General features: G+C 66.3%; 26 protein-coding genes. 14 read left to right on the top strand and 12 right to left on the bottom strand.

The annotated features are described in order from the left end of the window. The first annotated feature begins 26 nt into the window (after nt 1–26). Nucleotides 27–836 carry an SDR family oxidoreductase gene (locus AB4Y79_RS17265; protein ID WP_441864326.1) on the top strand — a complete coding sequence of 270 codons (810 nt, stop codon included), beginning with the start codon at nt 27–29 and terminating at the stop codon, nt 834–836. Between the two features lie 84 nt (nt 837–920). Then, entirely contained in the window at nt 921–2,045 is a 1,125-nt protein-coding gene (locus AB4Y79_RS17260) for a glycerate kinase (protein ID WP_441864323.1), read from the top strand. 13 nt (nt 2,046–2,058) lie between these two features. On the opposite strand, the gene AB4Y79_RS17255 is transcribed toward AB4Y79_RS17260, so the two are convergent. Both AB4Y79_RS17255 and AB4Y79_RS17250 read right to left on the bottom strand, forming a co-directional pair. Next, nucleotides 2,059–2,721: a DUF6766 family protein gene (locus tag AB4Y79_RS17255; RefSeq protein ID WP_441864320.1), complete on the bottom strand. Its 663-nt coding sequence runs from the start codon at nt 2,719–2,721 to the stop codon at nt 2,059–2,061. Nucleotides 2,722–2,724: 3 nt separating this feature from the next. Then, on the bottom strand, nt 2,725–3,246 hold the full coding sequence (locus AB4Y79_RS17250) for a DUF6328 family protein (protein WP_441864317.1): 522 nt from the start codon (nt 3,244–3,246) through the stop codon (nt 2,725–2,727). Nucleotides 3,247–3,387: 141 nt separating this feature from the next. Here AB4Y79_RS17250 and AB4Y79_RS17245 point away from each other — a divergent pair, with 141 nt between their 5' ends. From AB4Y79_RS17245 to AB4Y79_RS17235, 3 genes are all read left to right on the top strand, one after another. Beyond that, nucleotides 3,388–3,744 (top strand): hypothetical protein, encoded by a 357-nt coding sequence (locus tag AB4Y79_RS17245; RefSeq protein ID WP_441864314.1) that lies wholly within the window; start codon nt 3,388–3,390, stop codon nt 3,742–3,744. A 125-nt stretch (nt 3,745–3,869) separates the two neighbouring features. Continuing rightward, nucleotides 3,870–4,124, top strand: coding sequence for a hypothetical protein (locus tag AB4Y79_RS17240; protein WP_441864311.1), 255 nt, complete (start codon nt 3,870–3,872; stop codon nt 4,122–4,124). Between the two features lie 90 nt (nt 4,125–4,214). After that, a complete protein-coding gene (locus AB4Y79_RS17235) occupies nt 4,215–4,667 on the top strand; it encodes a hypothetical protein (RefSeq protein WP_441864308.1) in 453 nt (150 codons plus the stop codon). A gap of 86 nt (nt 4,668–4,753) precedes the next feature. Here the strand turns inward: AB4Y79_RS17235 and AB4Y79_RS17230 are convergent, their stop codons facing one another. The 10 genes from AB4Y79_RS17230 to AB4Y79_RS17185 form a co-directional block, all read right to left on the bottom strand. Further along, nucleotides 4,754–5,755, bottom strand: coding sequence for a sugar phosphate isomerase/epimerase family protein (locus AB4Y79_RS17230; RefSeq protein ID WP_441864306.1), 1,002 nt, complete (start codon nt 5,753–5,755; stop codon nt 4,754–4,756). Between the two features lies 1 nt (nt 5,756). Beyond that, on the bottom strand, nt 5,757–6,962 hold the full coding sequence (locus tag AB4Y79_RS17225) for a Gfo/Idh/MocA family protein (RefSeq protein ID WP_441864303.1): 1,206 nt from the start codon (nt 6,960–6,962) through the stop codon (nt 5,757–5,759). Beyond that, nucleotides 6,959–8,092, bottom strand: coding sequence for a Gfo/Idh/MocA family protein (locus AB4Y79_RS17220; protein WP_441864300.1), 1,134 nt, complete (start codon nt 8,090–8,092; stop codon nt 6,959–6,961). The genes AB4Y79_RS17225 and AB4Y79_RS17220 overlap by 4 nt, the downstream gene beginning before the upstream one ends. Beyond that, nucleotides 8,089–8,841, bottom strand: a complete 753-nt coding sequence (locus AB4Y79_RS17215) for a sugar phosphate isomerase/epimerase family protein (protein ID WP_441864298.1) — start codon at nt 8,839–8,841, stop codon at nt 8,089–8,091. The genes AB4Y79_RS17220 and AB4Y79_RS17215 overlap by 4 nt, the downstream gene beginning before the upstream one ends. Nucleotides 8,842–8,921: 80 nt before the next feature. After that, nucleotides 8,922–9,800, bottom strand: coding sequence for a carbohydrate ABC transporter permease (locus AB4Y79_RS17210; protein ID WP_441864295.1), 879 nt, complete (start codon nt 9,798–9,800; stop codon nt 8,922–8,924). 13 nt (nt 9,801–9,813) lie between these two features. After that, complete coding sequence (locus AB4Y79_RS17205; protein ID WP_441864292.1) at nt 9,814–10,770, bottom strand: carbohydrate ABC transporter permease; 957 nt, start codon at nt 10,768–10,770, stop codon at nt 9,814–9,816. Between the two features lie 2 nt (nt 10,771–10,772). Continuing rightward, complete coding sequence (locus tag AB4Y79_RS17200) at nt 10,773–12,068, bottom strand: sugar ABC transporter substrate-binding protein (protein ID WP_441864290.1); 1,296 nt, start codon at nt 12,066–12,068, stop codon at nt 10,773–10,775. A 144-nt stretch (nt 12,069–12,212) separates the two neighbouring features. Next, a complete protein-coding gene (locus AB4Y79_RS17195) occupies nt 12,213–13,304 on the bottom strand; it encodes a LacI family DNA-binding transcriptional regulator (RefSeq protein WP_441864446.1) in 1,092 nt (363 codons plus the stop codon). Between the two features lie 63 nt (nt 13,305–13,367). Next, nucleotides 13,368–13,964: an aldehyde dehydrogenase family protein gene (locus tag AB4Y79_RS17190; RefSeq protein ID WP_441864288.1), complete on the bottom strand. Its 597-nt coding sequence runs from the start codon at nt 13,962–13,964 to the stop codon at nt 13,368–13,370. A 1-nt stretch (nt 13,965) separates the two neighbouring features. Further along, nucleotides 13,966–15,249: an alpha/beta hydrolase family protein gene (locus AB4Y79_RS17185; protein ID WP_441864285.1), complete on the bottom strand. Its 1,284-nt coding sequence runs from the start codon at nt 15,247–15,249 to the stop codon at nt 13,966–13,968. Nucleotides 15,250–15,376: 127 nt separating this feature from the next. Here AB4Y79_RS17185 and AB4Y79_RS17180 point away from each other — a divergent pair, with 127 nt between their 5' ends. The 9 genes from AB4Y79_RS17180 (at nt 15,377) to AB4Y79_RS17140 (ending at nt 25,454) form a co-directional block, all read left to right on the top strand. Further along, complete coding sequence (locus tag AB4Y79_RS17180; RefSeq protein ID WP_441864283.1) at nt 15,377–15,868, top strand: hypothetical protein; 492 nt, start codon at nt 15,377–15,379, stop codon at nt 15,866–15,868. 59 nt (nt 15,869–15,927) lie between these two features. Further along, entirely contained in the window at nt 15,928–16,404 is a 477-nt protein-coding gene (gene msrB, locus AB4Y79_RS17175; protein ID WP_441864443.1) for a peptide-methionine (R)-S-oxide reductase MsrB, read from the top strand. A 172-nt stretch (nt 16,405–16,576) separates the two neighbouring features. Next, nucleotides 16,577–17,944 carry a DUF6421 family protein gene (locus AB4Y79_RS17170; RefSeq protein WP_441864281.1) on the top strand — a complete coding sequence of 456 codons (1,368 nt, stop codon included), beginning with the start codon at nt 16,577–16,579 and terminating at the stop codon, nt 17,942–17,944. Beyond that, nucleotides 17,941–18,675, top strand: a complete 735-nt coding sequence (locus AB4Y79_RS17165) for an SDR family NAD(P)-dependent oxidoreductase (RefSeq protein WP_441864279.1) — start codon at nt 17,941–17,943, stop codon at nt 18,673–18,675. The genes AB4Y79_RS17170 and AB4Y79_RS17165 overlap by 4 nt, the downstream gene beginning before the upstream one ends. Nucleotides 18,676–18,718: 43 nt before the next feature. Continuing rightward, the gene (locus AB4Y79_RS17160; protein ID WP_441864440.1) at nt 18,719–19,816 is read left to right on the top strand and encodes a threonine aldolase family protein; all 1,098 of its coding nucleotides are present in this window, start codon (nt 18,719–18,721) and stop codon (nt 19,814–19,816) included. 58 nt (nt 19,817–19,874) lie between these two features. Then, the gene (locus AB4Y79_RS17155) at nt 19,875–20,525 is read left to right on the top strand and encodes a DUF3000 domain-containing protein (protein WP_441864277.1); all 651 of its coding nucleotides are present in this window, start codon (nt 19,875–19,877) and stop codon (nt 20,523–20,525) included. A gap of 39 nt (nt 20,526–20,564) precedes the next feature. Next, nucleotides 20,565–21,899 carry an HRDC domain-containing protein gene (locus AB4Y79_RS17150; RefSeq protein WP_441864275.1) on the top strand — a complete coding sequence of 445 codons (1,335 nt, stop codon included), beginning with the start codon at nt 20,565–20,567 and terminating at the stop codon, nt 21,897–21,899. A gap of 118 nt (nt 21,900–22,017) precedes the next feature. Then, nucleotides 22,018–23,298: a thiolase family protein gene (locus AB4Y79_RS17145; protein WP_441864273.1), complete on the top strand. Its 1,281-nt coding sequence runs from the start codon at nt 22,018–22,020 to the stop codon at nt 23,296–23,298. After that, nucleotides 23,295–25,454, top strand: coding sequence for a 3-hydroxyacyl-CoA dehydrogenase NAD-binding domain-containing protein (locus AB4Y79_RS17140; RefSeq protein ID WP_441864270.1), 2,160 nt, complete (start codon nt 23,295–23,297; stop codon nt 25,452–25,454). Before AB4Y79_RS17145 ends, AB4Y79_RS17140 begins: the two co-directional genes overlap by 4 nt. Nucleotides 25,455–25,494: the final 40 nt, after the last annotated feature.

Here is a 25,494-nt window from a genome sequence, read left to right as displayed (position 1 = left end):
CGCCTGACACCGAAGAAGGGCCCGCCATGCCGGACACCAGCAATTTCACGCCCTCCGCTGCCATCGTTACCGCCTCCGACTCCGGGATTGGCAAGGCCACCGCGGTGGCGCTCGCCCGCGCCGGGATGGATGTTGGCGTCACCTGGCATACGGACAAGGCGGGTGCGGAGGGTACTGCCGAGGAAATCCGAAGCCTCGGGCAAAAGGCTGTGGTCCGGCAACTGGACACCATGGAACTCGGGGCCGCCGCCGGCGTCATAGACGACCTCGCCGGGGAGCTGGGTGGCCTGGACGTCTTCGTGAACAATGCCGGCACCGGGGCAAATACCAAGTTCCTTGACATGGGGATTGACGACTGGATGCGGATCCTGGACACCAACCTCAACGGCGCGTTCGTCTGCCTGCAGGCAGCGGCCCGGCGCATGGTCAAGGCCGGCAGTGGCGGCCGCCTGATTGCCGTGTCCAGCGTCCATGAGTTCCAGCCCCGCGTTGGCTCCTCCGCCTACGACGCGTCGAAGCACGGCCTGGGCGGCTTGATGAAGACGTTGGCTCTGGAGCTGGGCCAGTACGGCATCACGGCCAATACGGTGGCCCCGGGCGAGATCGCCACGCCCATGACGGGGCAGGAGGATCGGGATCCGACGACGATCAGTCGGCCGGGCGTGCCGCTCGGCAGGCCCGGACATGCGCGGGAGATCGCTGACGTCATTGCGTTCCTCGCCTCGCCTGCCTCCAGCTATGTGACCGGCGCGGCCTGGGTGGTGGACGGGGGAATGCTGCAGATGGGTCCGCAGGCCGGTTCCCACCTCAGCGGCAACGACTGGCGCGACGGATAGGCAGCAGGGTCCCGCCCGCCCCGGTGCGTCCGCATTACGGGAACGGCAAGCGCTTTCCGGGATCCAGCTGGCAAGATGGATCGCATGCGCATTCTTATTGCTCCGGACAAGTTCAAGGGGTCCCTCACGGCGGCAGAAGCGGCCGCCGCCATCGCCGAAGGGGCGCTGCGCGTGTATCCGGACGCCGTGGCCACCCAATTCCCCATCGCCGACGGCGGGGAGGGGACCTTGGAAGCCGCGGTGGCGGCCGGGTATGAGGAGCGGCTTAATGCCGTGGTGGGGCCGATCCTGGCCCCCGTCGGCGCCGCCTGGGCCATCCACAAAGCGGCTGGCGGCAAGGTCACGGCAGTGATCGAGACGGCACAGGCGTCCGGTCTGGCCGACATGGAACCGACCCCGGCGAACGCCCTGCGCGCCCACAGCTACGGCTGCGGCCAGCTCATCGCCGCCGCCCTGGACGCAGGCGCAACCGAGATCGTGCTGGGCCTGGGCGGTTCGGCAATGACCGACGGCGGGAGCGGCGCCCTCCGCGCCCTGGGATTAAAGCCCCTTGATGCTGCCGGGAATGTGGTGCCCCTCGGCGGCGGCTCCCTGGCCGACGTCGTATCACTGGACACGTCCGGGCTGGACCCGAGGCTCGCCGCCACCACCTTCCGGATCGCCGTGGACGTCCGCAACCCGCTCTACGGCCCATCCGGTGCCGCACACGTCTTCGGTCCCCAGAAAGGTGCGGACCAGGACGCCGCGGAACTGCTCGACGCCGGCCTGCGCAACTGGGCGTCAATCCTTCGGGAAGTGACGGGCCGGGACGTCAACGTCCCCGGCGCCGGCGCTGCCGGCGGCTTCCCGGCGTCGTTCCTTGCCTTCACCAACGCCACGCTGGAAGGCGGCTTCGCGCTGGTGGCCGGCCTGACCGGCCTGGCCGGCCAGCTGGACAGCGCGGACCTGGTGATCACCGGTGAAGGGTCCATGGACTCGCAGTCGCTGACCGGCAAGGCGCCGATTGCGCTCGCGGACGCAGCCCGGGAGCGCGGGATCCCGGTGATCGTGGTGGCCGGCCGGATCCTGGTGACCCTCGAAGACCTCGCCGGCCACGGCGTGGTTGCCGCGGCGCAGTTGCTCGATGTCGCGTCGGGCCCGGACGACGCCGTCGCCAACGCCGGCAAATACCTCACCTGGGCAACAAGCCAGGTCCTCGAGGGCGCCTGACCGGACCGGGGCGTCAGGCCCCGGTCTCGTAGTGCGGTTCTGCGACGGGCTTCGATTCCGGGGACCCCTTCTCGCGGAGATAGACCGACGCGCCCACCAGGACTCCGACCGCCAGGAACTCGCTTTGCCAGTTCTGGAAGGACTCAAACCAGAAGCGGCTGGTACCCAGATACTGCAGGAAGGTGATGTCGGGCTGGCCGTGGGCTTGCTGGTCCTGGTTGTAATCGGCCACGCCGCCGGCGGCATGCAGTGTGAACGAGGCAAGGAAAAGTCCGAACAGCAGGATCGACAGGGAGTGTTCGTACAGCTTGAGGACGGCTCCGCCGCGCCGTACCGGCCATGGTGACGCCTTGCTGATCCTGGCATGCCCCGGGTCTTCGTCCTGGGGCGACTTCCTTCCCATCGGCTTCGACTCAGAGGAGCCCTTCTGGAACAGGAACACTGTCAGGACCACATACATGGCCATTTGCAGGAACTCCGATTCCCAGTTCTCGAAGGTGGCCTCCACGAAGGCTCCGGTGCCCAGGAACTGAAGGACTGAGGCGGCCGGCTGGCCATGGGCCTGCTGGTCCTCGCTGTAGGACGCGGCCCCGGAGAGGATCATTCCCACGAAGAACACCAGGAAGCAACCCAGGTTGGCCAGCAGCAGTCCATGTTCTTTAGCCCACTTGCGCATTTGCTACTCCTTGCCGGGAAGGGCCGCGGAGGCCTTCCCCGAGGCCTGTTTGTTGAGTCGGAGCGGAACGAACACCAGCAGCACCACCATGACTCCCAGCAAGGCTCCGCCGGCGGTGACTCCGGCCGAACGGCCGGCTGCGACGTCGAAGACGAGGGCGGCGGTTCCCGCGCTGAGCAGGGCGATGCCGCCGAGGGCGATTTTGGTGATGGTGTCCGCGCTGGACACCAGTGTTTCCTTCAGCCGCTTCCGGAAGAGCCTGCGGTGCACGCTGACCGGGAGGAGGATGAAGGCGGTGGTCAGGGCGGCCACCACGACGTTGGCCAAGTAGAGGCCCACCTCCCAGCCATCCAACTTTTCAAAGCGCTGCTGGAACGGCAGCGTCAGCAGGAAGCCGGCCAGGATCTGCACCCCGGTCTGGAGCACCCGAAGCTCCTGCAGGAGTTCCGCCCAGTTGCGGTCAAGCTGTTCCTCGCGGGTCTCATTGCGTCCCGTCCGGCCCGTGTAGTCCTCCACGTCGGACACCGGCCCTCCTTCCTCTCGGGCCAAGGCCCAGGTCTTCTTTCTACTCCTCCCATACCCAGAAACAAGGCTGCCCGTTGCACTTGCACCCATATTTGATAAGTTTGCTGATTATTACCCGCAGTTGGCACAACAGGAGGAAGCATGACGCAGGAAAACCAGCAGGCTGAACCCGAGACGGCCCCGGGCGGCTACGGCACCCCCACTGCCGAGCAGGAAGCGGCCGGCACGCAGGGCCAGGAGTCCGGCGGCGGCACGTCGTCCGCGGGGGCAGACACCAACGAGCCGCAACACGGATCGGGCAAGGAACCCGTCCCCCACGATATGGATCTCCCGTCCAGTGCCGCCGAGATCGATGAGTCGAATGACGATTCCCAGGGGTCGGCGCCGGTTTCATCGGAATCCGGCCAGGAAGCCACCGGCCTCCCGGACGGCAGCGGAAACGACCTCCCGCAGGAAAAATCGCCCAATGACGACGACGAGAGCTTCGACGCCGGATAAGGCGCCGTGAGCCGCAGGCCCCCGCTTCCGCTGCCCTCCCGGCGGCGGAAGCGGGGGCCTTTATCGTTCCCCCCGGCGCACCGCGCCCCCAGTCAAGCCCGGACAAGATGGCGGTGGACGTCCTCGTGCCCACCTGCAACCGGCCGGCCGAGCTGGCCGTCTCCCTCGCCGGACTTGCCGCCCAGTCCGAACGGGCCTTCGCTGTCGTCATCAGCGACCAATCGGCGGGCCAGCCTGCCTGGGAAAACCCGGCTGCCGCGGCGATGGTGCGGGTGCTGGAGGCGCAGGGCCGTCCCGTCAGGTTGCTCCGGCACCTGCCGCGGCGCGGGCTGGCGGAACACCGCCAGTTCCTGCTGGACCAGTCCACTGCGGAGCGGTGACTCTTCCTGGACGACGACGTCTGGCTGGAGCCGGGTGCCCTGGAGCTGCTGAGCCAGGCCCTTGACGAGTTGCGGCGCGGTTTTGTGGGGATGGCGCCGCAGGGACTGTCCTTCCTCGCTGACCGCAGGCCCGAACAGGCATCCACCTTCGAGGTCTGGGATGGCCCGGTAACCCCCGAGCGCATCCGTCCGGGTGCCCCGGGCTTCGAGCGGTGGCCCCTGCACAGTGCTGCCAACGTCACCCACCTCAGCGCCGAACTGCAGCTCCAGCCCGGCCAGTGGGTGCCGTACCATGTGGCCTGGCTGGGCGGCTGCGTACTGTACCGCCGGGAGGCCTTGGACGACGCCGGCGGGTTCCGTTTCTGGAGCAGTCTCCCTGCCGAGCATGCCGGCGAGGATGTCGTTGCGCAGTGGCAGGTCATGGAACGCTACGGCGGGGCGGGCATCCTGCCCTCCGGAGCGGTCCACCTGGAATCGCCCACCACTGTAGCGGACCGGCGTGTGGAGGCGTACGACGTTGTTCTGAGGGAGGACTCCGTCTGAACACGCAGGAGCGTTGCCCGGCCTGTAGCGTGCGGTTCATTGTGGCCATGAACCGTGGTGGGCCTTCTGCCTTCCTGCATGCGGCGTTAGTTTCCGCTGCTGAAGGCGGCGTCGAAGCTGGTTCGGGAGGCGGGGAAGTCGTACTTTTTGAGGTTGGCGAGGGCTTCGGGGGCGCCGTGGAGGCGGTCCATGCCGGCGTCTTCCCATTCGATGCTGATGGGGCCGTTGTAGCCGATGGCGGCCAGGGCGCGGAAGGAGGCTTCCCAGGGCACGTCGCCGCGTCCGGCGGAGACGAAGTCCCAGCCGCGGCGGGGGTCGCCCCAGGGTAGGTGGGAGCCCATCACGGTGTTCCGTCCGGTCTGGCGGATCTTGGTATCTTTGCAGTCCACGTGGTAGATCCGGTCCTTGAAGTCCCAGATGAAGGAGACGGGGTCGATGCCCTGCCACATCATGTGCGAGGGGTCCCAGTTCAGGCCGAAGGCTTCGCGGTGGCCGATGGCTTCGAGGGTGCGGWSSGTGGTCCAGTAGTCGTAGGCGATCTCGGAGGGGTGGACTTCGTGGGCGAACCGGACGCCKTGTTCGTCGAAGACGTCCAGGATGGGGTTCCAGCGGTCGGCGAAGTCCTGGTAGCCGGCGTCGATGACTTTTTCCGGGACGGGCGGGAACATGGCCACGTACTGCCAGATGGCGGAGCCGGTGAACCCGACGACGGTGTCCACGCCGAGCGCTTTGGCGAGCCGGGCGGTGTGTTTCATTTCCTCGGCGGCGCGTTGGCGGACGCCTTCGGGGTCGCCGTCGCCCCAGACTTTGGCGCCGACGATGGCCTGGTGGCGGAAGTCGATGGGGTCATCGCAGACGGCCTGGCCTTTGAGGTGGTTGGAGATGGCCCAGACTTTGAGGTTGTACTTGTCCAGGATCCCGAGTTTGGAGTCGACGTAGCCGGGTTCGTCCCAGCGCCAGGCGTCCAGGTGGTCGCCGGAGACGGCGATTTCCAGGCCGTCGTAGCCCCAGCCGGAGGCCAGCTTGGCGACTTCTTCGAAGGGCAGGTCGGCCCACTGGCCGGTGAACAGGGTGAAGGGGCCGGGCATGTCAGGCTCCTGTTATCTGTGACGCTGACCTTGTCACGACGGAATGATGGACAGGGGTTATGGTGCTTTTGTTGTTGGCTGACTCTTCGACGGCGCCCAGGACCCGTTGGACCTGCAGTCCTTCTTCGAACGACGGCGAAGGCTGGGTTCCGTCCCTGATGGCCAGGAGGAAGTCGCGGATCTGGTGGGTGAAGGTGTGTTCCCAGCCGATGATGTGGCCTTGCGGCCACCACGCCTCCAGGTAGGGGTGCTCGGGTTCGTTGACCACGATCCTGCGGAAACCTTGCTCGCGAACGGGGACAGTAGCGTCCAGGAAATTCAGCTCATTCAGGCTTTCAAGATTGAACGTCAGGGCCCCTGCGCTGCCGTAGACCTCGATCTGGAGGCTGTTCTTCTGACCGGTCGCCACCCGTGACGCTTCGACAGAGGCTCCCATGTCGCCGGTGAGCCAGAATGTCGCCCACGCCGCGTCATCGACCGTGACGTCCTCCAACCCGGCAGGACTAGGGCGCTGGGTCACGAAGGTCCTCAGCACGCCCGAGGCTTCAAGAACCGTTTGCCCCGTGAGGTATCCGATCTGGTCAATGGCGTGGGAGGCGATGTCCCCCAGCGCCCCGGAGCCTGCGGTTTCGTTTCGAAGGCGCCAGGTCATGGGCGATTCGGCGTCGGCGAGCCAGTCCTGGAGGTAGGCGGCGCGGACGTGCCGGACGGTGCCCAGGCGTCCCTCGGCGATCAGTTCCCTGGCCAGGGCCAGCGCCGGGACGCGCCGGTAGTTGAAGCCGATCATCGAATGCACTCCCCGGGCGCGGGCCTTGGCGGCCGCGGCGGTCATGAGTTCGGCCTCGGCCAGGGTGTTGGCCAGGGGCTTCTCCACCAGCACGTGCTTGCCTGCCTCCAGCGCTGCGATGGCGATCTCGGCGTGCATCCAGCCCGGTGCGCAGATGTCCACGATGTCGATGTCGTCCCGGGTGATCACGGTGCGCCAGTCCGTGGCCGACTCGGCCCAGCCATACGTGGCGGCGGCCTCGGCCACGGCGCCGGCGTCCCGGCCCACGAGGACTTTTTGCTCGAAGGCCGGGACATCGAAGAAGCTCGCCACGTTCCGCCAGGCGTTCGAGTGCGCCTTGCCCATGAAGGCGTAACCGATCAGGGCCACGCCAAGGGGGCGGCCCTGATCCTGCTGCGGATTTTGTTCTGCGGAAGTCATTGTAGGGATTCCTGGAGTGTTTGGGCTGACGGTTCCCAGTCCACCGGGAGTGCAGCGGAGGCCGGGGCTGAGCTTTCGACGTCGACGAACGTGCCGGCGTCGATGGACTCACTGATGGAAACCATGATGTCCAGCACGTGGTAGGCCAGGTCACCGGTAGCCCGGTGTGGAACGCCTGCTCGAATCGAGCGGGCCATGTCCAGCACCCCCAGACCGCGGCCGTCTGCAGGGCCCGTAGCCGGGATGACCGTCCAGTCCTTGTCCCCGGCCTTCCAGATACGGACATCGCCGTCGAATTCGTTGGGATCCGGAAGGGAAATGGTGGCCTCCGTACCGGTGATCTCCACGAAGCCCGCCCGTTCACGTGGTGATTCAAAGCTGAAAACACTGTGCGACGACGCCCCGCCGTCGAATTGAGCTATGGCGGAGACGTGGGTGGGCACCTCGACGGTGAATTCCTGCCCGGCCTTGGGCCCGGAACCGATCACCCGGACGTCCTTGGCCTTGGAGCCGACGGCGGCCACCTTGCGGATGGAACCAAACGCCTGGACCAGGGCAGTGAGGTAGTACGGGCCCATGTCGAACAACGGACCGGCACCGTGCTGGAAGAGGAACGCCGGGTTGGGGTGCCAGGACTCCGGGCCGGGGGTCTGGAACATGGTCATCGCCGTCAGCGGGGTGCCGATGTCCCCGCGCTGGATCAGCCGCAGCGCGGTCTGGATCCCGGCGCCGAGGAAGGTATCCGGCGCGCAACCCAGCCGGATGCCGGCGGCGTCCGCGGTCTTGAGCAGGCCCAGCCCGGACTCACGGTCCAGGGAGAAGGGCTTCTCGGTCCAAACGTGCTTTCCGGCGTTGACGGCGGCGGCGGCCACCTCCACGTGCGCTGCCGGGATGGTGAGGTTGACGATGATCTCGACGTCGGGATGGTTCAGGGCCTTCTCCACCCCGCCCCACTCGGGGATCCCGTATTCCTTGGCACGGGCCTGGGCGGCTTCCTCGAAGAGGTCCGCGATTATGTGGACTTTCAGGTCTGGGAAGACCATGAGGTTGTCCAGGTACTGTTTGCTAATGTTTCCGGCGCCGATCACAGCGACGCCGACCGGCCCGCGGCCGGTGGCGACGCCGCTCATGCCAGCCCTCCTGCGTTCACTGCTGCGTTCTCCAGATAGCGCAGGCTTTCGGTGATGCCGTCGAAGATGTCCCCTGCGTAGTCGTCGAACTCAACGACACCCACTTCGAGGGATCCGGCAGCCGTAATAACATCCAGGATCGCGATCCGGCCCTGGCCTGCGGGTTGCTGAGCTCCAATATCGGCAGTTATCGGCCCGTCCTTGATATGGATGAACTTCACCCGGTCACCGAGGCGGCGCAGAAGTGCCTCAGGATCCTGGCCTCCCACAGCGGCCCAGTAAACGTCGATCTCCAGGACCACCTCCGGATCCAGCAACCCGGCAAAGTACTCAAGGGCCGTCTGGCCCTCGATCATTGACTGCAGTTCCCACTCGTGGTTGTGATAGCCGACGCGGATGCCGTACTCGGCGCCCTTCTTCGCCGCCGAATTGAGTTTCGCGGCCGTGGCCTGGATCTCCTCTTCCTTTTGCCAGTGCTCCGCCGGCAGAAAGGGTTCAATCACCGTGGTGATGCCCAATTCCTTGGCAGCCTTGAAGATTTCGTCGTGGTCCTGACTCATCAGCGGTGCGTGGCCGGAAGGAGCCGAAAGGCCGTTCTGCGCCAGTGCAGCACCCAACTCCTTGGCCGTGGCCACGAAGTCGTACGGCTCAACCTGGGCGAAACCGATCGCGGCGACCCTGCCAAGGGTGCCTGGAAGATCGGTCTCCATCGCGTGACGGAGGGTGAACAGTTGAATTGAATATGACATCCGTTTCCTTTGAAATGGGCGTGTGATGGGAAGACCGCGTTGCGCTGGTAGCCCCGGATGGGCGGGGAAAGCCGAAGGGCTTACTTGATTCCGGTCGCCGCTACGCCCTGGATGAAGAACCGCTGCAAGGCGATGAACAGGACCACGATGGGTGCGATCACCAGTACCGAGCCGGCCAGCAGCAGGCCGTAGTCAGTTGCATTCGCACCCGTCGAGAACAGCGACAAAGCAACGGGCAGAGTGTATTTGTCCTCGCTCTGGGCGGCCACAAGGGGCCAGAGGAAGTTGTTCCAGGATCCGAGGAAAGTGAGGATTCCCAGTGTTGCCAGCGGCGGCCCACAAAGGGGCATCACGATCCGGGTGAAGGTCCGCAGCTCACCGGCTCCATCAATCCTGGCAGCCTCGATCAGCGAGTCCGGGATCCCCATCATGAACTGCCGCATCAGGAAAACGCCCATCGGCGAGACCAGGAACGGCAGGATCAGCGCCGGATATGTGTTGACCAGGCCAAGCTTGCTGACCATGACAAACAACGGAACGAACGTCACAACGCCTGGCACCATAAGGGTCACCATTACCAGCAGGAACAGGACTTTCTTCCCGGCGAAGTCCATTTTGGCCAGGGCATACCCCACCATTGAACAAAACAGAAGGTTTCCCACGACCGTGACGACGGCGACAGTCATGCTGTTCATGAAGAAGGTGTTGATGTGCAGGTCGGTGAACCAGCGCACGTAGTTCTGCAAGGTGGGTTCCTGCGGCCACCAGGTAACGGGCCGGCGCAGGAGTTCCCCCTGAGTTTTGAAGGAACCCAGCAGCATCCAGACAAAGGGCAGTATGGTCGCGGCTCCGGCGAGAAGCAGCCCGCCATAAACCCAGGCCTGTTTTCCGATGCCGGAATGTCCTTTTCGGGGTGTGAGCGCGCGGCGAGCTGCGGGAGCCGTCTTTGTATCGGTCATGGTTCTTCTCGCTTCAGTCTTTGGAGCGGAGGGTGCGGAACTGGATCAGGCTCAGCAGGGCTATGGCAACGAACAATATGTAGCTGGCGGCGGAGGCCAAGCCGTATTTGCCGAATCCGAACTGGTTGAAGGTGAAATAGCTCACCGAAAGCGTGGAGTCCAGGGGGCCGCCCTTGGTCATCACGAACGGCTCTTCGAAGAACTGCAGGAACCCGACAGATAGCAGTACCGCGCCCAGCAGCAGGGTGGGGCGAAGTATCGGCAGCGTGACCTGGACGAACCGCTGCCAGGCGTTGGCGCCATCGACCTCTGCCGCTTCCATAACCTCGGTGGGCACGTTCTGCAGTCCGGCGAGGAAGAGGATCATCAGGGTGCCCATGTTGCGCCAAACGGCCATCAGGATCATGGCCGGCATGGACCACGATGTACTGTTCAGCCAGTCCGGGCCCGCGATGCCCACCCAGCCCAGCACGATGTTCAGCAGACCGTCCGGTTGCAGAATGAATCTCCACACGACGGCGATGGCGACGATGCTCGTAACCACCGGGGTGTAGAAGCCGACCCTGAAGGCGCTCCGGAAGCGGCTGATTCCGTTGTTCAACGCCACCGCAAGAGCCAGGCCCGCAGCCATCGTCAACGGGATTCCGATGATCACGAAGTAACCGGTGTTGAGCATGGAGTGGAGGAACTGCTGATTGCCGAAGAGCTCGGCAAACTGGTCCAGGCCGACGAAGCCCACGCCGAACGGGTTCCGGACATCCTTGCTGGTGAAGTCCGTGAATGACAACACAAACGACGAGAGTAAAGGCATCAGCATGAAGAAGCCGAAAATGAGGACGAACGGCAGGGCAAACAGCCATGCGACGAGGGTCTTCCTGCGGCCTCGGGAGGCTGAACTACGATGTTCCGGAGTCCGGGGCAGGCCGGCGGACGTCCTGGCCGCCTGCCCCGTTGCCGTGCTGACGGCCATGGTTACTTCCCTGTACCGATCGAGTCTGCGGTAGCCTGCAGGTCCTTCATCGCCGCTGCGGGGTCCTTGCCGGCCTTCACGATCTGTTCCAGCTGGGTATCAGCCGCAGCCGAAACCTGTGTCCAGGTAGAGATGGTCGGCGGGAAGTTGGTGTCCTTCATCTGCTCACCAAATACGGAGAGCTTCGCGTCTCCGGCCAGGCTTGGGTCCTTCCAGGCGCCCTGCAAAGCGGGAAGGCTTCCGGAGGTCTTGTACCACTTGGTCTGGACTTCGGGCTTGGAAAGCCACTGCGCGAGCTTCCATGCGCCGTCCCTGTTTTTCGCGTCTTTGAAGACCACCAGATCCGAGCCGCCGATGAAGGATGTGCCGGTGACCTTTTTGGGGAAGGTCGAGACCATGTACTTGTCCCCGAAACCCGGCCCGCCTGCCTGATCGAGTTGGGCCAGCTCGGATGGTCCTCCAATGAGTACCGGGGCTTCCCCGTTGACGAAGGCTGCCTCGGCGGCGCCGGCTCCTGTTGCAGGGGCCTTGTTGGCCAGCCCATCCGTGAAGAAGCTCTGGTAGTACTTCAGGGCGTCCACGATTTGCGGAGTGTCGAAAGTCCACTTCGAATTATCCTGGCTGATGAACTGCGCGCCGTTGGACCACAGGAACGGAAGCATGGACTGGAAGGAGTCTGAGCCACCCGCGGGAAGTTGGACCCCGTATTTAACCCCGTCCTGTGACTTCAAGGCCTTTGCCAACGCCGTTAGGCCGTCCCACGTCGTAGGGAATTCGGGGTAGCCTGCCTTGGCAGCGAGGTCCTTTCGGTAATAAAGGACCCGGGTGTCGACGAACCACGGCACACCCAGGCTCGTGCCGCCGATCTGCGTGGACTTCACAGAACTCGGGAAGAAACCGGAACTATCAATCTCCGCAGGCTTGGGATCAAAGGCATCACTGAAATCAGTCATCCAGGTGGTGCCCATCTGGGCAAGGTCCGGGGTGGTCCCTCCGGCAATGGCCGTCTGGTACTTATTGTGTGCTGCATCCCAAGGGATAGCTGTTACGTTGACCGTCACACCAGGGTTTTCGGCCTCAAAGTCCTTCAGGAGCCCGGGAAGCAGCTTTGCTTCATCCCCTTGGGCCCAAAGATTAATCGTTCCGGTAGCCGCACCGCTGGCGATCGCCTTGCCGGTTTCCGTGGTGTTCGTGGCCGCATTGTCCCTGCCACAGCCGGTCAGCAGCAGCCCGGCAGCAAGGCCAAGCGCCGCGATCTTCCTGATGCGGACACGCGTGTCCGCAGTGGTTTGGATCATCGTTGTTCCCTTCGGTCAGACGCCAAGTGCGCCAGGTAGCAGAAGACCGGACTTATGCGCTTAGATTGAAAGGAGTTTCAATGCGCTTAGATCAGGCTTGTTTCTCAATCTAAGCGCATTACTGTGACTTTGACAACAGCTTTTTTACGAACTTCTCAGATTACTTTTCGCGCAACCGCAGCTTTCGCGCACTACAAGCCGAACCGGTAACTGCCTCTCGACGAGAGGGGAGGCGGGTTGAGAGATGGCGTCGACGAGGATTTCCACAGCCGTGCGGCCCATCAGTTCCATCGGCTGGCGAACAGTGGTCAGTGCTGGGCTGACCAGTCGACCGGCGACCACGCCGTCGAAACCGGTGACAGCTATCTGGCCCGGGATCGAGATGCCGGCGGCCTTGAGCGCCTCCATGACCACTATCGCTTCCTCATCATTCGCGCAGACGAAACAATCCGGGAGGGATCCGTACTCCCGGAGCTCCGCGATCAGGTCGGCTGTCACGCCGCTCGCCCCGGGCCGGCTTTCTATTGCCGGAGGGACATCCAACCCGCGCGCGGAGAGGGCGGCGGCGAAGGCGTCATACCTGGCTTGGGTCTCGACGTTCGGGATGCTGACGAATACCAGTTTTCGGAACCCGTGAACGCCGATCAGGTGGTCCATGAGCTGCTGTATGCCGTCCGCGTTGTCCACAGTCACATGGTGGAGCCCGTCGTCGTGCGAGGGTTCAGAGAGTTCAAGAACAGGGATCCGGGCGGAAATGCGCCGCGTGACCTCAGCCGGAATGGTGCGCGGAAAAATGATCAGGCCGTCCACGCGGCCGGCAATGTCAGTGACGGCCCTTTCGCTGCTGGCCTTGTTGCCGCCGCCGATCATCAGCGCATAGCCGCGGCTGAAACTCTCCAGCTCCACACCCCGCTGGACCTCGTCTACCCATACAGGAAACAGCCGGCAATCATCGTTGGGGGCCAACACAGCAGCAGCGCGGTCCTCTTTCATCCCTTCGGAGTCCGGCAGGAAATTCAGGAAGTCGAACGAGAAAAGCCCCAGGGCGCCTGTACGCCCCTTGGCAAGGCCGCGTGCGCTGGCACTGGGCACATACCCAAGGGCCCGAGCGGCATCCAAGACAGTGTTCCGCGTCGAGTCCTTCACACGGTGAGGCTGACTGAACGCAAACGAAACCGTAGCTATCGAAACCCCAGCCCGCTCCGCAACGTCATAAACTGTCGGACCCTTGACCACTGCCACCACTCCCCTTTAGACGCAGACTATGCGCTTAACAATAGAGGTGAAAACCGGAGCGGATCATGTCGGGGTGAACGGTGTCTGCGAATCCGGTTTGAGGACGATGCTGTTTCCGGCCAGCAGTGCCGGGATGGCGTCCGAGACGGCGAGGGTCAACGGATAGTTCCATGGACTGATGACTCCCACCACGCCCTTGGGCAGCAGGTACTCGGTAGTGCGGGTCAGGGCCGGGAATGCTCCCTTCCGGCGGCGCGGCCGGAGGTATCTTTCCGCGTTGCGTTCATAGTAGTCCGCCGTCATCACAACGTCCGCGAACTCTTCGAAGGCGCTCAGCCGCGATTTCCCGCTCTCTGCCTGTACGAGGTCCAGGACGTCCCGCTCCCGGTCCAGCAGCAGGTCCCGGAACCGCCGGATCACAGCACGGCGTTCGGCGACCGGCTTGCCTGCCCAGTCACGCTGCGCCCCGCGGGCAGTGACGACGGCGGTGTCGACGTCGTGCGGGCTGCACACCGGGACGTCACCCACGACTGAGCCGTCGAACGGCGCATACGTGGCGTGCCGTGGGCCGCCCGGGGCCCCGGTCACCAACCCTTGAAGTCCGGCGGCCAGGTCCCGGCCGCGGGCAGTCAAGGCAGCGACGCCGCCAGGCACTTCCATGTCAGGCCCCGGCCGGGGTGGCCCGGCCCAGCGACCCCGGATTGAGCCGCGGTGCGAGCTGTTGCCGCAGCCACGCTTTGACCAGGCGTTCCCAGCGCTCCGGATCAACGTTCCATTCCTTGGTGTGCCGCGCGTGGTTGAACGTCTCGAACGTCACCATTTCGGGGTTCCGCTCGGCCAGCTGGGCGGACGGTCCGTAGGGCACGTACTCGTCGTCGACGCTGTGGATGACCAGCGTGGGCGTCCGCAGCTCGACGGCCCGGGACACCCAGTCCATGACTTTCAGGTCAACGGGAGCCGAGAGGCCGGTGAGCCGGCGTCCCAGCGGATGGCCCAGCATCAGCTGCCCGTACCGGCCCACCAGCGACGGGATCCGGTTCAGCTGGGCGTGGTGGGCCAGCACCGTCACCCAGTCGATGACCGGCGCATCGAGCACCATGGCCCGGATCAGGTGCCGGCAGCGGGACAGGTCGGCAGTCTGGAGGCAGATCGCCCCGCCCATGGACCAGCCGAACAGGACCACTTCCTCGGCTCCGTTGGCCAGGGCGTACTCGATGGCGGCTTCGATGTCCTGCCACTCCGTTGAGCCCAGGCCGTAGCGCCCGTCATCGGCCGACGGGGCAAGGCCATCGTTCCGGTAGGACACCAGCAGGCTGGTCAGGCCCAGTTCCAGCGCCGGACCCACCGCGCGCAGGGCTTCCTGCCGGGTTGCGCCGCGGCCGTGGACCATGATGGCCCACGTCCGCGCGGTCCCTTTCGCCCGCACCAGCCAGGCGGGCGCTTCGCCGCGCTCCACGGGGATGAGCACGTCCTCGAACGGAATTCCAGCGGCGGCCGGGTCCGGGTAGGTGGCGCCGCTCCACCATCCCCAGCGGGCCGTTGACAGGTCCCCGCTGTACACAGCCTCCACCTCGCGCAGGACGGTCCGTTCAGCGGGCGAGTAGGACACGATGCGGCCGATCCGGGCGTGGCCCTTGCCGCCGTCGAAGAAGAAGCCGTACACCCCGTCAACGGTGGTGTCGTCGTTGGCTGCCAGGATCACCTGCTGCTTGTGGCCGTCACGGATCACGGCGAGGACTTCCTTGTCCGCCGCGCGCTGCCGCGCGGGGGTGATCACCCTGCGTGCAAAGTACACGGCCAGGGCGGAGGAGCCGGCTCCCAGCAGGCCGGCCAGTGAGCCGCCGGCAATGGCCCCGCCCACTGCCCATTTCGCCCCCGGCGACATCCCGCCGGAATCCCGGGTGGGTGCAGTCACTGCAGGGCGCGCTCGCCGGAAAGGTGCCATGGCTCTATTCTTACCGGCGTTGCCGCAGATACCCGCATTCCCCGGCGTCCGCGGCACGCCCTGTGGCAATCCGCCGGTGTGCGCGGGGTGCAGTGCAGGCGTGCGCGGGCCGGACTAGGCTATGGCCATGAGTGATCCAATCGTCATCCTGACAGAAGAACCCCTGGGCGCGGACGACCGCCTGAACATAGAACGGCTCGTGGACGGGTCGGACAGCAGCCTGATGGTCCTGGTGCCGGCCAATACCGAGCGGCACCTGCTGGTGGATTTCCTGGAAAACCTGTCCATGCTGGACGTGGCCAAGGCGTTCAGGGAGCTTGCGGGCGGCACTCCCGATGACGCCACCGAGCGGGCGCAGGCGGATGAGACACTCGCGGCCTCCCTCGTGGCGCTGGCGGGCCTCGGCTCCGGGGTTACCGGCCAGGTAGTGGCCGGTAAAGCGGTGGACAGCCTCGTCTCAAAGGTTAAGGAAACCGGTGCCACGCAGGCCGTAGTGATCACGCGGCCGCACGCCGTTGCGGATACGTTCCACACGGATTGGGCCAACAAAGCCCAGGACCAGCTCGGCGTGCCCGTGCTCCACCTGTACGCAGGTTCGGGATTTATCGGCGACTCCTGAGCGTTGGTATTGCCATGAGCATCTTTGGAAACAGCATTTTCGGTCATAAGGCAACGGGCATGGTGGACGTCAACGGGCAAGCGGAGACCAAGAAAGGCACTGCAACGGAATCCCCCGTGCAGAAAAGCGATGCCCAGTGGCGGGAAGAACTGACGCCGGAGGAGTACCGGGTCCTTCGCCAGGCCGGCACGGAACGCCCTTACACCGGCGAGTACTGGGACACGCACACGGCCGGGGTCTACCAGTGCCGCGCCTGCGGGACGGAACTGTTCACCAGCAATGAGAAGTTCGATTCCCACTGTGGCTGGCCCTCCTTCTGGGCACCCCTTGCCGATGGGACCGTGCGCTACATCCACGACCGGACCTTGGGCATGGACCGCGTGGAAGTGCGCTGCGCCGCGTGCGATTCGCACCTGGGCCACGTGTTCGAGGGCGAGGGCTACGGCACTCCCACCGATCAGCGGTACTGCATCAACTCCGTGTCCCTGCGGCTCGTGACGAAGGACGACGCGGAAGAGGCGCCCTCAGGGAACTGAGGCGCCGGCGCCTGAGGACGCCGCAGCCGATCGACCAGCTACATGGTGGCCTCGGGACGCGAACAACGCCTCGAGGCCAACACTTGCTTACGCTTAGCGCCGCCGGGCATAAGTCATTCTGATTGCTTGTTACGCTCGCCAGAGAAGCAAGCAACCAGAAAGGCAGCCGACGATGACAGAGGCCCTGACCACCGCCGTTACGGGAATTTCCGCCCGGAACGAAGACTGGCTCCGGCTCAAGGGCGCCGCAACCGCCCTGCAGGCCCTCCAGGCCCAGGACGGCTCGGTTCCCGAGGCCGGGAACCACCCCGAGGCGTCCCGGCATGTATCCGCCATCATCGACGCCATCCAGGCCCTGGCCCCCGCGTTCCCCCACGACGCGGCCTACTTGGACGCCCTCCGCCGGGACTTCTCCGCGTGGGCAACCGGCGGGTTCGCAGTGCCTGACTTCCTGTCCTCGCTTCTGGCGTTCCAACCCCAGCAGCAGCGCCAGGACGGCCTCCAGCACCTGGTGGTCTTCCCGATGTACACCCAAAACGGCAGCAGCAACCGGCTGGTGGAGGCTGTGCTCATCGAGGTCATCTGGCCCGAATTCATTGCCGGGCTGGAGGCCGGGGATTACTCGAACAAGCTGTTCGTCCCCATCCGTTTCCTGGACTTCACCCCCGGCTACGACACCAACTCCGCCGTGCTCTTCCCCGAAACCGTGGCGGTCAGCCGAACCCCCACCTTCACCTGGGGTGCCATCTTCGCGGACCGGGAAGCCGCGAGGTTCCGCCGCGTCCTCAAGGCCGCCGCGGAGATCACGTCCCTGGAGCTGCCGGAGGGCGCCGCGGAACTGCTCGCGGACCAGGACCTGACCGAAGCCACGTTCGTCATGTGGGACCTCATCCACGACCGGACGCACATGCGCGGCGACCTGCCTTTCGACCCCTTCATGATCAAGCAGCGGATGCCCTACTTCCTGTACTCCCTGGAAGAACTCCGTTGCGACCTCACCGCCTTCCGCGAGTCGGTGCGGATCGAAAAGGATGACGACGCCGACCCGCAGGCGAAGAGGCACGCCAAGCTGGTGCAGTACGCCATCATCTTCGACCGGATCTTCCGCTTCGCCATCACCGGCAGCCGGGTCCGCAACTACGACGGCCTGGGCGGCCAGCTCCTCTTCGCCTGGCTGCACCAGCAGCACGTGCTGCACTGGACGGACACCCGCCTGGCCATCGACTGGGATGAGGTGGCGGACGCCGTCATCGCCCTGGGCGAGAGCATCGATGAACTCTACTGGCGCTCGATCGACCGGCCCAAGACCGCGCACTGGCTGGCCGCTTATCAGCTGGTGTCGGCGACCGTCACCCCCAACCCGGCCTCTGTGTGGGCCAAAGGGCCGGACGCCCTCCCGCTGGCGGGAACCCCGCGCGGGCTGACGGACCAGGTGCTGGACGACGAATTTCCGCTGTCCATGTTCTACGAAGCATTGGAGAAGAAGATGCGCCCGGTCATCGAGTCGACCGCCGGAATCACCGGCCGGTCGGCGCTGTGAGCCAGCCCCCGGGGTCGGACGTACCGTCACTGACCATCCTGGTTACCGGCGGCAGCGGTGCGTCCGGAATCGCCGTTGCCCGGGCCCTGGCTGCCGCCGGGCACCGCGTGGCCACGGTGGGCTCCGATGCGGCCCGCATCAAGGCGGCCGCGGAAGAGGCGGGCGACGCCGTCATACCGTTCGTATGCGACCTCGCCGCAGTGGCCGAGGTCCGGCAAATGCGCGACGACGTCGGCCAGGCCTTGGGAGCGGTGGACGCGGTCATCCACCTGGTGGGTGGCTGGCGTGGCGCCACAGGCATCGCAGACCAATCCGACGACGACTGGGAGTTCCTGGAGCGCGGCGCCATCACCACCCTGCGCAACGTCTCGCGCGTCTTTTTCGACGACATCGCTGCCTCCCCGCACGGAAGGTTCGCGATGGTGTCCTCCACTGCCCTCGACAAGCCCGCCGCGGCAGTGGCCAGCTATGTGGCCGCGAAGGCTGCCGCGGAAGCCTGGACCATGGCCACGGCGGACGGCTTCCGAAGGGCCTCGACGGAAGGCGGCGGGCAGGCGGCCGCGGTGGTCCTGGTGGTGAAAGCCCTGGTGGACGACGGACTGCGCCACAAGCATCCGGAACGGTCCTTCCCCGGGGCGACGGACGTGGCTGACCTGGCGGCCGCCGTCGTACGGTTGTTCACCACTCCCGCCGCCGAACTGAACGGTGCCCGGCTCCGGCTGGCGGACTGACCGCCGCCGCGACTGTCCCTACACTGAAAGCGTGAGCAATCCAATGACGACAACAGCAGAAACACGCGCCCCGCAGCGGCTGCACGACCCCGGTGTGCGCGGGTTTGCCTCCGACAACTACTCCGGGGTCCACCCCGAGATCCTTGCAGCCCTGGCCGCCGCCAACGAGGGGCACCAGGTCTCCTACGGCGAGGACGACTACACCGCGCGGCTGCACGAGCTGATGGTTGAACACTTCGGCCCGGGCATCGAATGCTTTCCGGTCTTCAACGGCACCGGCGCCAATGTCGTCTCGCTGCAGTCCCTGCTCCCCCGTTGGGGCGCCGTGGTCTGCGCCTCCACCGCGCACATCAACATGGACGAGAACGGCGCACCGGAACGCATCGGCGGCATGAAACTGCTCCACGTCCCCACTCCCGACGGCAAGCTGACGCCGGAACTGATCGACCGGGAAGCCTGGGGCTGGGGTGACGAGCACCGAGCCCAGCCGTTGGCGGTCTCCATCACCCAGACCACGGAACTGGGCACCTGCTACACCCCCGGGGAAGTGCGGGCCATTGCCGACCACGCGCACGCGAAGGGGATGAAACTGCACATGGACGGGGCCCGGCTGGCCAACGCGGCCGCCCACCTCGGCCTGCCGCTGCGGGCCTTCACCCGGGACGCTGGCGTTGACATCCTCTCCTTCGGCGGCACCAAGAACGGGCTGCTCTACGGCGAAGTCGTGGTGGCGCTGAACCCCGAGGCAGCACACGGCCTGGTGTACCTGCGCAAGATGGACATGCAGCTTGCCTCGAAGATGCGCTTCCTGTCCGCCCAGTTCATCGCCTTGCTCGAAGGTGACCTGTGGCTGCGTTCGGCCTCGCACGCCAACGCCATGGCAACCAGGCTCCGCGCCGCCGTCGACACCATCGACGGTGTCCGGCCCACCCGGAAGACGGAATCCAACGGCGTATTCGCCGTCCTTCCCCCCGGGGTCGCTGACCGACTGCGCAGCTCCTTCCGTTTCTACGACTGGGATGAGGCCGCAGGCGAAGTCCGGTGGATGTGCTCCTTCGACACCACCGAAGAAGACGTCGATGCCTTCGCCGCCGCGATCCGCCATGAACTCCGGGAATACCGGGACGGCCGGGACGGGTGACCGGCCCGTGACGGCGAGCCTTCCCGTCCTGCCGCGTCCGGCCCCGTAATCTGCCAAGGTGAACGCACTTGACCAGGTTCCCCCGGCTTTCCTCCACGCCTTGGGAACCCTCAGGAAGGCACAGTGCCGCAAGGAACTGCGTCTCGCAGAGATCCCTGCACCCGCACGCCTGGCACCCTTCGCCGTCGCGCTGGGCGCCGAAGTCATGGCGCCCGGCGCCGGGACCCCCGCAACTCCCGTGCACGGCCCCGCGGCCATGGCCTTCGCCGCCGCCCCGGCCACCGGGGACGAGGACGAAACGGAGCTCGCCACGGGGCGCTTCATCCTGCTCCACGACCCGGACGGTTCGGCCGTCTGGGACGGCGAGTTCCGCATCGTCACCTACATCCGCGCCGAACTGGAACCGGACATGGGCAACGACCAGATGCTGGGAACCGTGGCCTGGACCTGGCTGGTGGAAGCGCTGGAAAACCACAAGGCGGCCTACCGGGCGGCCGGCGGCACCGCCACCCGCGTCCTGTCCGAAAGCTTCGGCACCCTGGCCGGCCGCCCCGGCTCCATCGACATCGAACTCAGGGCCTCCTGGACTCCGGATTCCTCCGATGTCCAGGCGCACCTGGAGGCGTGGTCGGACATGGTGTGCACCTTCGCCGGCCTGCCGCCCCTCCCCGACGGCGTCACCGCCCTCCCGCACCGGCGCCGAAGCTGACCGGGCTTTGACGGACCTGCCCGGTAAACTGGGGAAATCATGACCCCAAACATTCCGGAAAACACCACGGCCGGCGTCCCGGCTGCTGCTGACACACCGCACATCACCGTGGAGGGCTTTGACAGCCCCATCCCCGAAATCATCGACCTTGACTCGCCCCGTGACGGTGTTCCGCTGGTCATCGAAACCCAGTCCGGCCTGGAGCGCTGCGCCGCCGCCATCGCTGCCGGCACCGGGCCCGCGGGTGTGGACGCCGAGCGCGCCTCCGGATTCCGTTACGGGCAGCGGGCCTTCCTGGTCCAGATCCGCCGCGAAGGCGCCGGGACCTGGCTGATCGATCCCGAACCGTTCGGGAACCTGGACATCATCAACGACGCCCTGCGCGGCGTCGAGTGGATCCTGCATGCCGCCAGCCAGGACCTGCCCTGCCTCTCCGAGCTCGGCATGTGGCCGGACAAGCTGTTCGATACCGAGCTCGCCGCGCGCCTGGCCGGACTGCCCCGGGTGGGCCTGGCCGCGGTCATCGAGCAGTTGCTGGGATTCGGGCTGGCCAAGGAGCACTCGGCGGCCGACTGGTCCACCCGGCCGCTCCCGGAACCCTGGCTGCGTTATGCCGCCCTCGACGTCGAGGTCCTGACGGAGCTGCGCGAGGAACTCATCGAGCTGCTGCAGGCTGACGGCAAGCTGGAGTACGCGGAGCAGGAATTCGCCGCCATCCTTGAGGCCGGCGTCGCTCCCCCGCGGGTGGATCCGTGGCGGAAGACCTCCGGCCTGCACCAAATCCGGGACCGCCGGCAGCTCGCCGCCGTCCGGGAGCTGTGGCTCGAACGCGACTCGCTGGCGCAGAAGCGCGACGTCGCGCCCGGCCGGCTCATTCCGGACTCCGCCCTGGTGGCGGCCGCGAAGGCCATGCCCGCCACCGTGCCCCAGCTGCTGGGCACCAAGGGCTTCCACGGCCGTGCGGCGCAGCGCGAGGCCCCGCGCTGGCTTCGGTGCATCGCGGCCGCGCGGGACCTTGAGGACCTTCCGCCCCTGCACCTGGCCACCAATGCGCCGCCGCCGCCGCGGGTCTGGGCAGACCGGGATCCGGAGGCCGCCGCCCGGCTTGCCACCGCCCGGCCGCTGCTCCAGAAGAAGGCCGAGGAGCTGAAGTTGCCCCTGGAGAACCTCCTGACGCCCGACTACCTGCGGCGCGTGGCCTGGCGCCCGCCGGCCGAGGTCACCGAAGAATCCATTTCCGGCGAATTGCGGGCGCTCGGTGCCCGCGAGTGGCAGGTGGGGCTCACGGCGCCGCTGATCGCGGAGGCTTTCCTGAACCCGCAGCCGCTGCCGCCCAGGGAGCCCAAGCCCCTCGCCGCCGCGGGCGGCCAGTAACCAATGCCTCAGGCCCTTGCGGGCTAAGTTACTCACGAGTAACATCGGTGGAACCGACGCCATGCTGCTGCCGTCCTCCGGCATGCATCCGGCGCTACGTCTCGATGAGGAGTTACACGTGAGCCAGCACGGAAGCGGCGCATCCCCGCGCACTGTCCGCGACGTCGTCTTTGTGGACGGCATCCGCACACCCTTCGGCAGGGCCGGCGAGAAAGGAATCTACGCCGGGACCCGGGCCGACGACCTGATCGTCAAATGCATCCGCGGCCTGCTGCGCCGCAACCCGTCACTGCCGGCGGAGCGGATCGACGAGGTGGCCGTCGCCGCCACCACCCAGACCGGGGACCAGGGGCTCACCCTCGGCCGGACCGCCGCCCTGCTGGCAGGACTTCCGCGGACGGTCCCGGGCTTTGCCGTCGACCGGATGTGCGCCGGTGCCATGACCGCCGTCACCACCACGGCCGGCAGCATCGGTTTCGGCGCCTACGACGTGGTGATCGCCGGCGGAGTCGAGCACATGGGCCACCACCCCATGGGCTCCGGCGCCGACCCCAACCCGCGGTTCATGTCCGAACGCCTGGTGGATCCGGCAGCCCTGAACATGGGCAACACGGCTGAAAACCTGCACGACCGCTTCCCGGCCATCACCAAGGAGCGGACCGACGCCTACGCGGTGGCCTCCCAGGACAAACTTTCTGCCGCGTACCGGGAGGGCAGGATCCAGCCGGATCTGGTTCCGGTGGCTGCAAGGAAGCCGGGCGAAGGCTGGACCGTCCACAGCAAGGATGAACCACCCCGCCCCGGCACCACGATGACGGACCTCGAAGGCCTCCGTACACCCTTCCGCGCGCATGGCAGGGTCACCGCCGGGAACGCCGCCGGGCTGAACGACGGCGCCACGGCCGCTGTCCTGGCGTCCTCCGAAGCCGCCGCCGCACTCGGGCTGCCCGTGAAGATGCGGCTGGTCAGCTACGCCTACGCCGGCGTGGAACCCGAGGTCATGGGCATCGGCCCGGTACCGGCCACCGAAAAGGCGCTCAAGAACGCCGGGCTGACCATCGATGACATTGGCCTGTTCGAGATCAACGAGGCTTTTGCCGTGCAGGTGCTGAGCTTCCTGGACCATTACGGCATTGCCGACGACGACCCCCGGGTCAACCGCTATGGCGGGGCGATCGCCGTGGGCCACCCGCTCGCATCCTCAGGCGTCCGGCTCATGATCCAGCTGGCCCGCCAGTTCGAGGAAGACCCGTCCGTGCGCTACGGCATCACCACCATGTGCGTGGGCCTGGGAATGGGTGGCACAGTGATCTGGGAGAACCCGCACCACCCCGACTACAGCGGAACCCCATCCGGGGACACCACCGCCACCACCGTTTCCGAAGGAGCCACCGCATGAGCGCCGCAGACTACCGCAAGTTGGCGGACCTTTTCCCCAACGAAACCGTGACCCATTCCTACGTACAGGACATCGACCTTCCGGGCCCGGCAGGCAAGCCGGGGCCGGGTACGTTCGCCCTCATCACCCTCGACAACGACCTCGACCACACCAAGCCCACCACCCTGGGCCCCAACACGCTCGTGGAACTCGGCACGGTACTGGAGGGCCTGCGCGAACGCGCCGCCCGGGGCGAAATCGTGGGCGTCGGCGTGACCGGAAAGCCGCACTACCTGGTGGCCGGCGCGGACCTCTCCGCGGTGAAGTCGCTGGAAAAGCGCGAGCACGGCCTCTGGATGGCACAGCTGGGCCATGACGTTTACGCGACCCTGGCCAACCTTGGCGTCCCCAGCTTTGCCTTCATCAACGGTGCAGCGCTGGGCGGCGGCCTCGAAATCGCCTTGCAGTCCACCTACCGCACCGTGTCCACCGGAGCAGGCGCGCTGGCACTGCCGGAAGCTTTCCTGGGCCTGGTGCCCGGCTGGGGCGGCGTCTACATCCTGCCCCGCCTGGCGGGCCCGGAAAACGCCGTCAAGGTCATGATCGAAAACCCGCTCAGCAACAACCGCACCCTCTCCGGGCAGCAGGCGTTCGCGCTGGGCATCGCCGACGCCGTCTACGAACCAGCCGATTTCCTGGAACAGTCGCTGGCCTGGGCCGCGGGAGTCATCTCCGGCGAGGTCGTCCCGGAAAGGGCCAACGCCGTCGACCCTTCCGCCCCTGGCGTGGAAGCCCGCTGGCAGGCTGCGGTGGCCGCCGGCCGGAAGTTCGTGGAGGCCAAGACATCCAACGCGTCCCCGGCCCCGGGCAAGGTCCTTGACCTCCTGGAAGCCAACCGCACCATGACAGCGGCGGAGTCCGCCGCCCTTGAGTGCGAAACCCTGGCCGAGCTGATGCAGACGGACGAGTTCCGCAGTACCGTGTACGCCTTCCTGGACCTGGTGCAGAAGCGCGCCAAGCGGCCCGCCGGGGCTCCCGACCGCAAGCTTGCCCGACCCGTCACCAAGGTGGGCGTGGTGGGCGCCGGACTCATGGCCGGCCAGTTGGCACTCCTCTTCGCGCGCCAGCTCAAGCTGCCCGTCGTACTGACGGACATCGACCAGGCCCGGGTGGATAAGGGCGTGGCCTACGTCCACGCCGAGGTGGACAAACTGCTGGGCAAGAAACGCCTCAGCCAGGACGCCGCCAACCGCACCAAAGCGCTGGTGACGGGTTCAGTGTCCAAGGAAGCGTTCGCGGATGCTGACTTCGTGATCGAGGCGGTCTTCGAAGAACTCAGCGTCAAGAAGCAGGTGTTCAAGGAGGTGGAGGCGATCGTCTCGCCGGAGTGCATCCTGGCAACCAATACCTCCTCGCTCTCCGTGACGGCGATGGCCGAGGACCTGGAGCACCCGGAGCGCCTCGTCGGGTTCCACTTCTTCAACCCCGTGGCCGTCATGCCGCTGCTGGAGGTTGTCCGCGCCCCCCGGACTGACGACGCCGTGCTGGCCACCGCGTTCGAACTGGCGAAGGCATTGAAGAAGAGCGCCGTGCTGGTCAAAGATGCGGCCGCCTTCGTGGTCAACCGCATCCTCCTGCGGCTCATGGGAGAGGTCACCGCGGTATTCGATGAGGGAACCCCGGCGGACGTGGCTGACAATGCGTTGCGGCCAATGGGGCTTCCCATGACGCCTTTCACGCTCCTCGCCATGGTGGGCCTGCCGGTGGCGCAGCACGTCCAGGAGTCGCTGCACGCAGCGTTCGGCGACCGCTTCCCGGTGTCCGCCAACCTGGCAAAGCTCATCGACAACAACGTGAAGGCGCTCTGGGAAACCGCCTCTGATGGATCGCGGACCATCCCGCAGGCCACCACCAGCCTGATGTCCTTTGGCTCCAGCCCCTCCATGGGCGACCAGGTGCTGCGCCGCGTCCAGGACGCCCTGGCCGAGGAGATTGGCCTGATGCTGGACGAGGGCGTTGTGGCAGGCCCGGAAGACGTGGACCTCTGCATGATCCTTGGCGCGGGCTGGCCCCTGTTCCTGGGCGGAATCACTCCCTACCTGGACCGGGTGGGAGCGTCCGAACGGGTGAACGGCCGGCGTTTCCTGGCCCCCGGCGTGGCGTCCCGTCCCGCCTAGGCACTCCGTCCCGCCTGGCCACCACGTCCCGCCTGGGCAC

The organism is Pseudarthrobacter sp. YAF2 (assembly GCF_052113345.1).
Taxonomy (GTDB): domain Bacteria; phylum Actinomycetota; class Actinomycetes; order Actinomycetales; family Micrococcaceae; genus Arthrobacter.
This window is presented reverse-complemented; position numbering and strand designations above follow the sequence as displayed.

Coding starts and splice junctions, on each gene's coding strand:
- AB4Y79_RS17225 (WP_441864303.1), bottom strand. CDS start 6,962: ATGACTTCCGCAGAACAAAATCCGCAGCAGGATCAGGGCCGCCCCCTT.
- AB4Y79_RS17190 (WP_441864288.1), bottom strand. CDS start 13,964: ATGGAAGTGCCTGGCGGCGTCGCTGCCTTGACTGCCCGCGGCCGGGAC.
- msrB (WP_441864443.1), top strand. CDS start 15,928: ATGGTGGACGTCAACGGGCAAGCGGAGACCAAGAAAGGCACTGCAACG.
- AB4Y79_RS17180 (WP_441864283.1), top strand. CDS start 15,377: ATGAGTGATCCAATCGTCATCCTGACAGAAGAACCCCTGGGCGCGGAC.
- AB4Y79_RS17265 (WP_441864326.1), top strand. CDS start 27: ATGCCGGACACCAGCAATTTCACGCCCTCCGCTGCCATCGTTACCGCC.
- AB4Y79_RS17205 (WP_441864292.1), bottom strand. CDS start 10,770: ATGGCCGTCAGCACGGCAACGGGGCAGGCGGCCAGGACGTCCGCCGGC.
- AB4Y79_RS17140 (WP_441864270.1), top strand. CDS start 23,295: ATGAGCGCCGCAGACTACCGCAAGTTGGCGGACCTTTTCCCCAACGAA.
- AB4Y79_RS17260 (WP_441864323.1), top strand. CDS start 921: ATGCGCATTCTTATTGCTCCGGACAAGTTCAAGGGGTCCCTCACGGCG.
- AB4Y79_RS17210 (WP_441864295.1), bottom strand. CDS start 9,800: ATGACCGATACAAAGACGGCTCCCGCAGCTCGCCGCGCGCTCACACCC.
- AB4Y79_RS17215 (WP_441864298.1), bottom strand. CDS start 8,841: ATGTCATATTCAATTCAACTGTTCACCCTCCGTCACGCGATGGAGACC.
- AB4Y79_RS17200 (WP_441864290.1), bottom strand. CDS start 12,068: ATGATCCAAACCACTGCGGACACGCGTGTCCGCATCAGGAAGATCGCG.
- AB4Y79_RS17185 (WP_441864285.1), bottom strand. CDS start 15,249: ATGGCACCTTTCCGGCGAGCGCGCCCTGCAGTGACTGCACCCACCCGG.
- AB4Y79_RS17170 (WP_441864281.1), top strand. CDS start 16,577: ATGACAGAGGCCCTGACCACCGCCGTTACGGGAATTTCCGCCCGGAAC.
- AB4Y79_RS17150 (WP_441864275.1), top strand. CDS start 20,565: ATGACCCCAAACATTCCGGAAAACACCACGGCCGGCGTCCCGGCTGCT.
- AB4Y79_RS17235 (WP_441864308.1), top strand. CDS start 4,215: ATGGCGCCGCAGGGACTGTCCTTCCTCGCTGACCGCAGGCCCGAACAG.
- AB4Y79_RS17245 (WP_441864314.1), top strand. CDS start 3,388: ATGACGCAGGAAAACCAGCAGGCTGAACCCGAGACGGCCCCGGGCGGC.
- AB4Y79_RS17160 (WP_441864440.1), top strand. CDS start 18,719: ATGACGACAACAGCAGAAACACGCGCCCCGCAGCGGCTGCACGACCCC.
- AB4Y79_RS17220 (WP_441864300.1), bottom strand. CDS start 8,092: ATGAGCGGCGTCGCCACCGGCCGCGGGCCGGTCGGCGTCGCTGTGATC.
- AB4Y79_RS17255 (WP_441864320.1), bottom strand. CDS start 2,721: ATGCGCAAGTGGGCTAAAGAACATGGACTGCTGCTGGCCAACCTGGGT.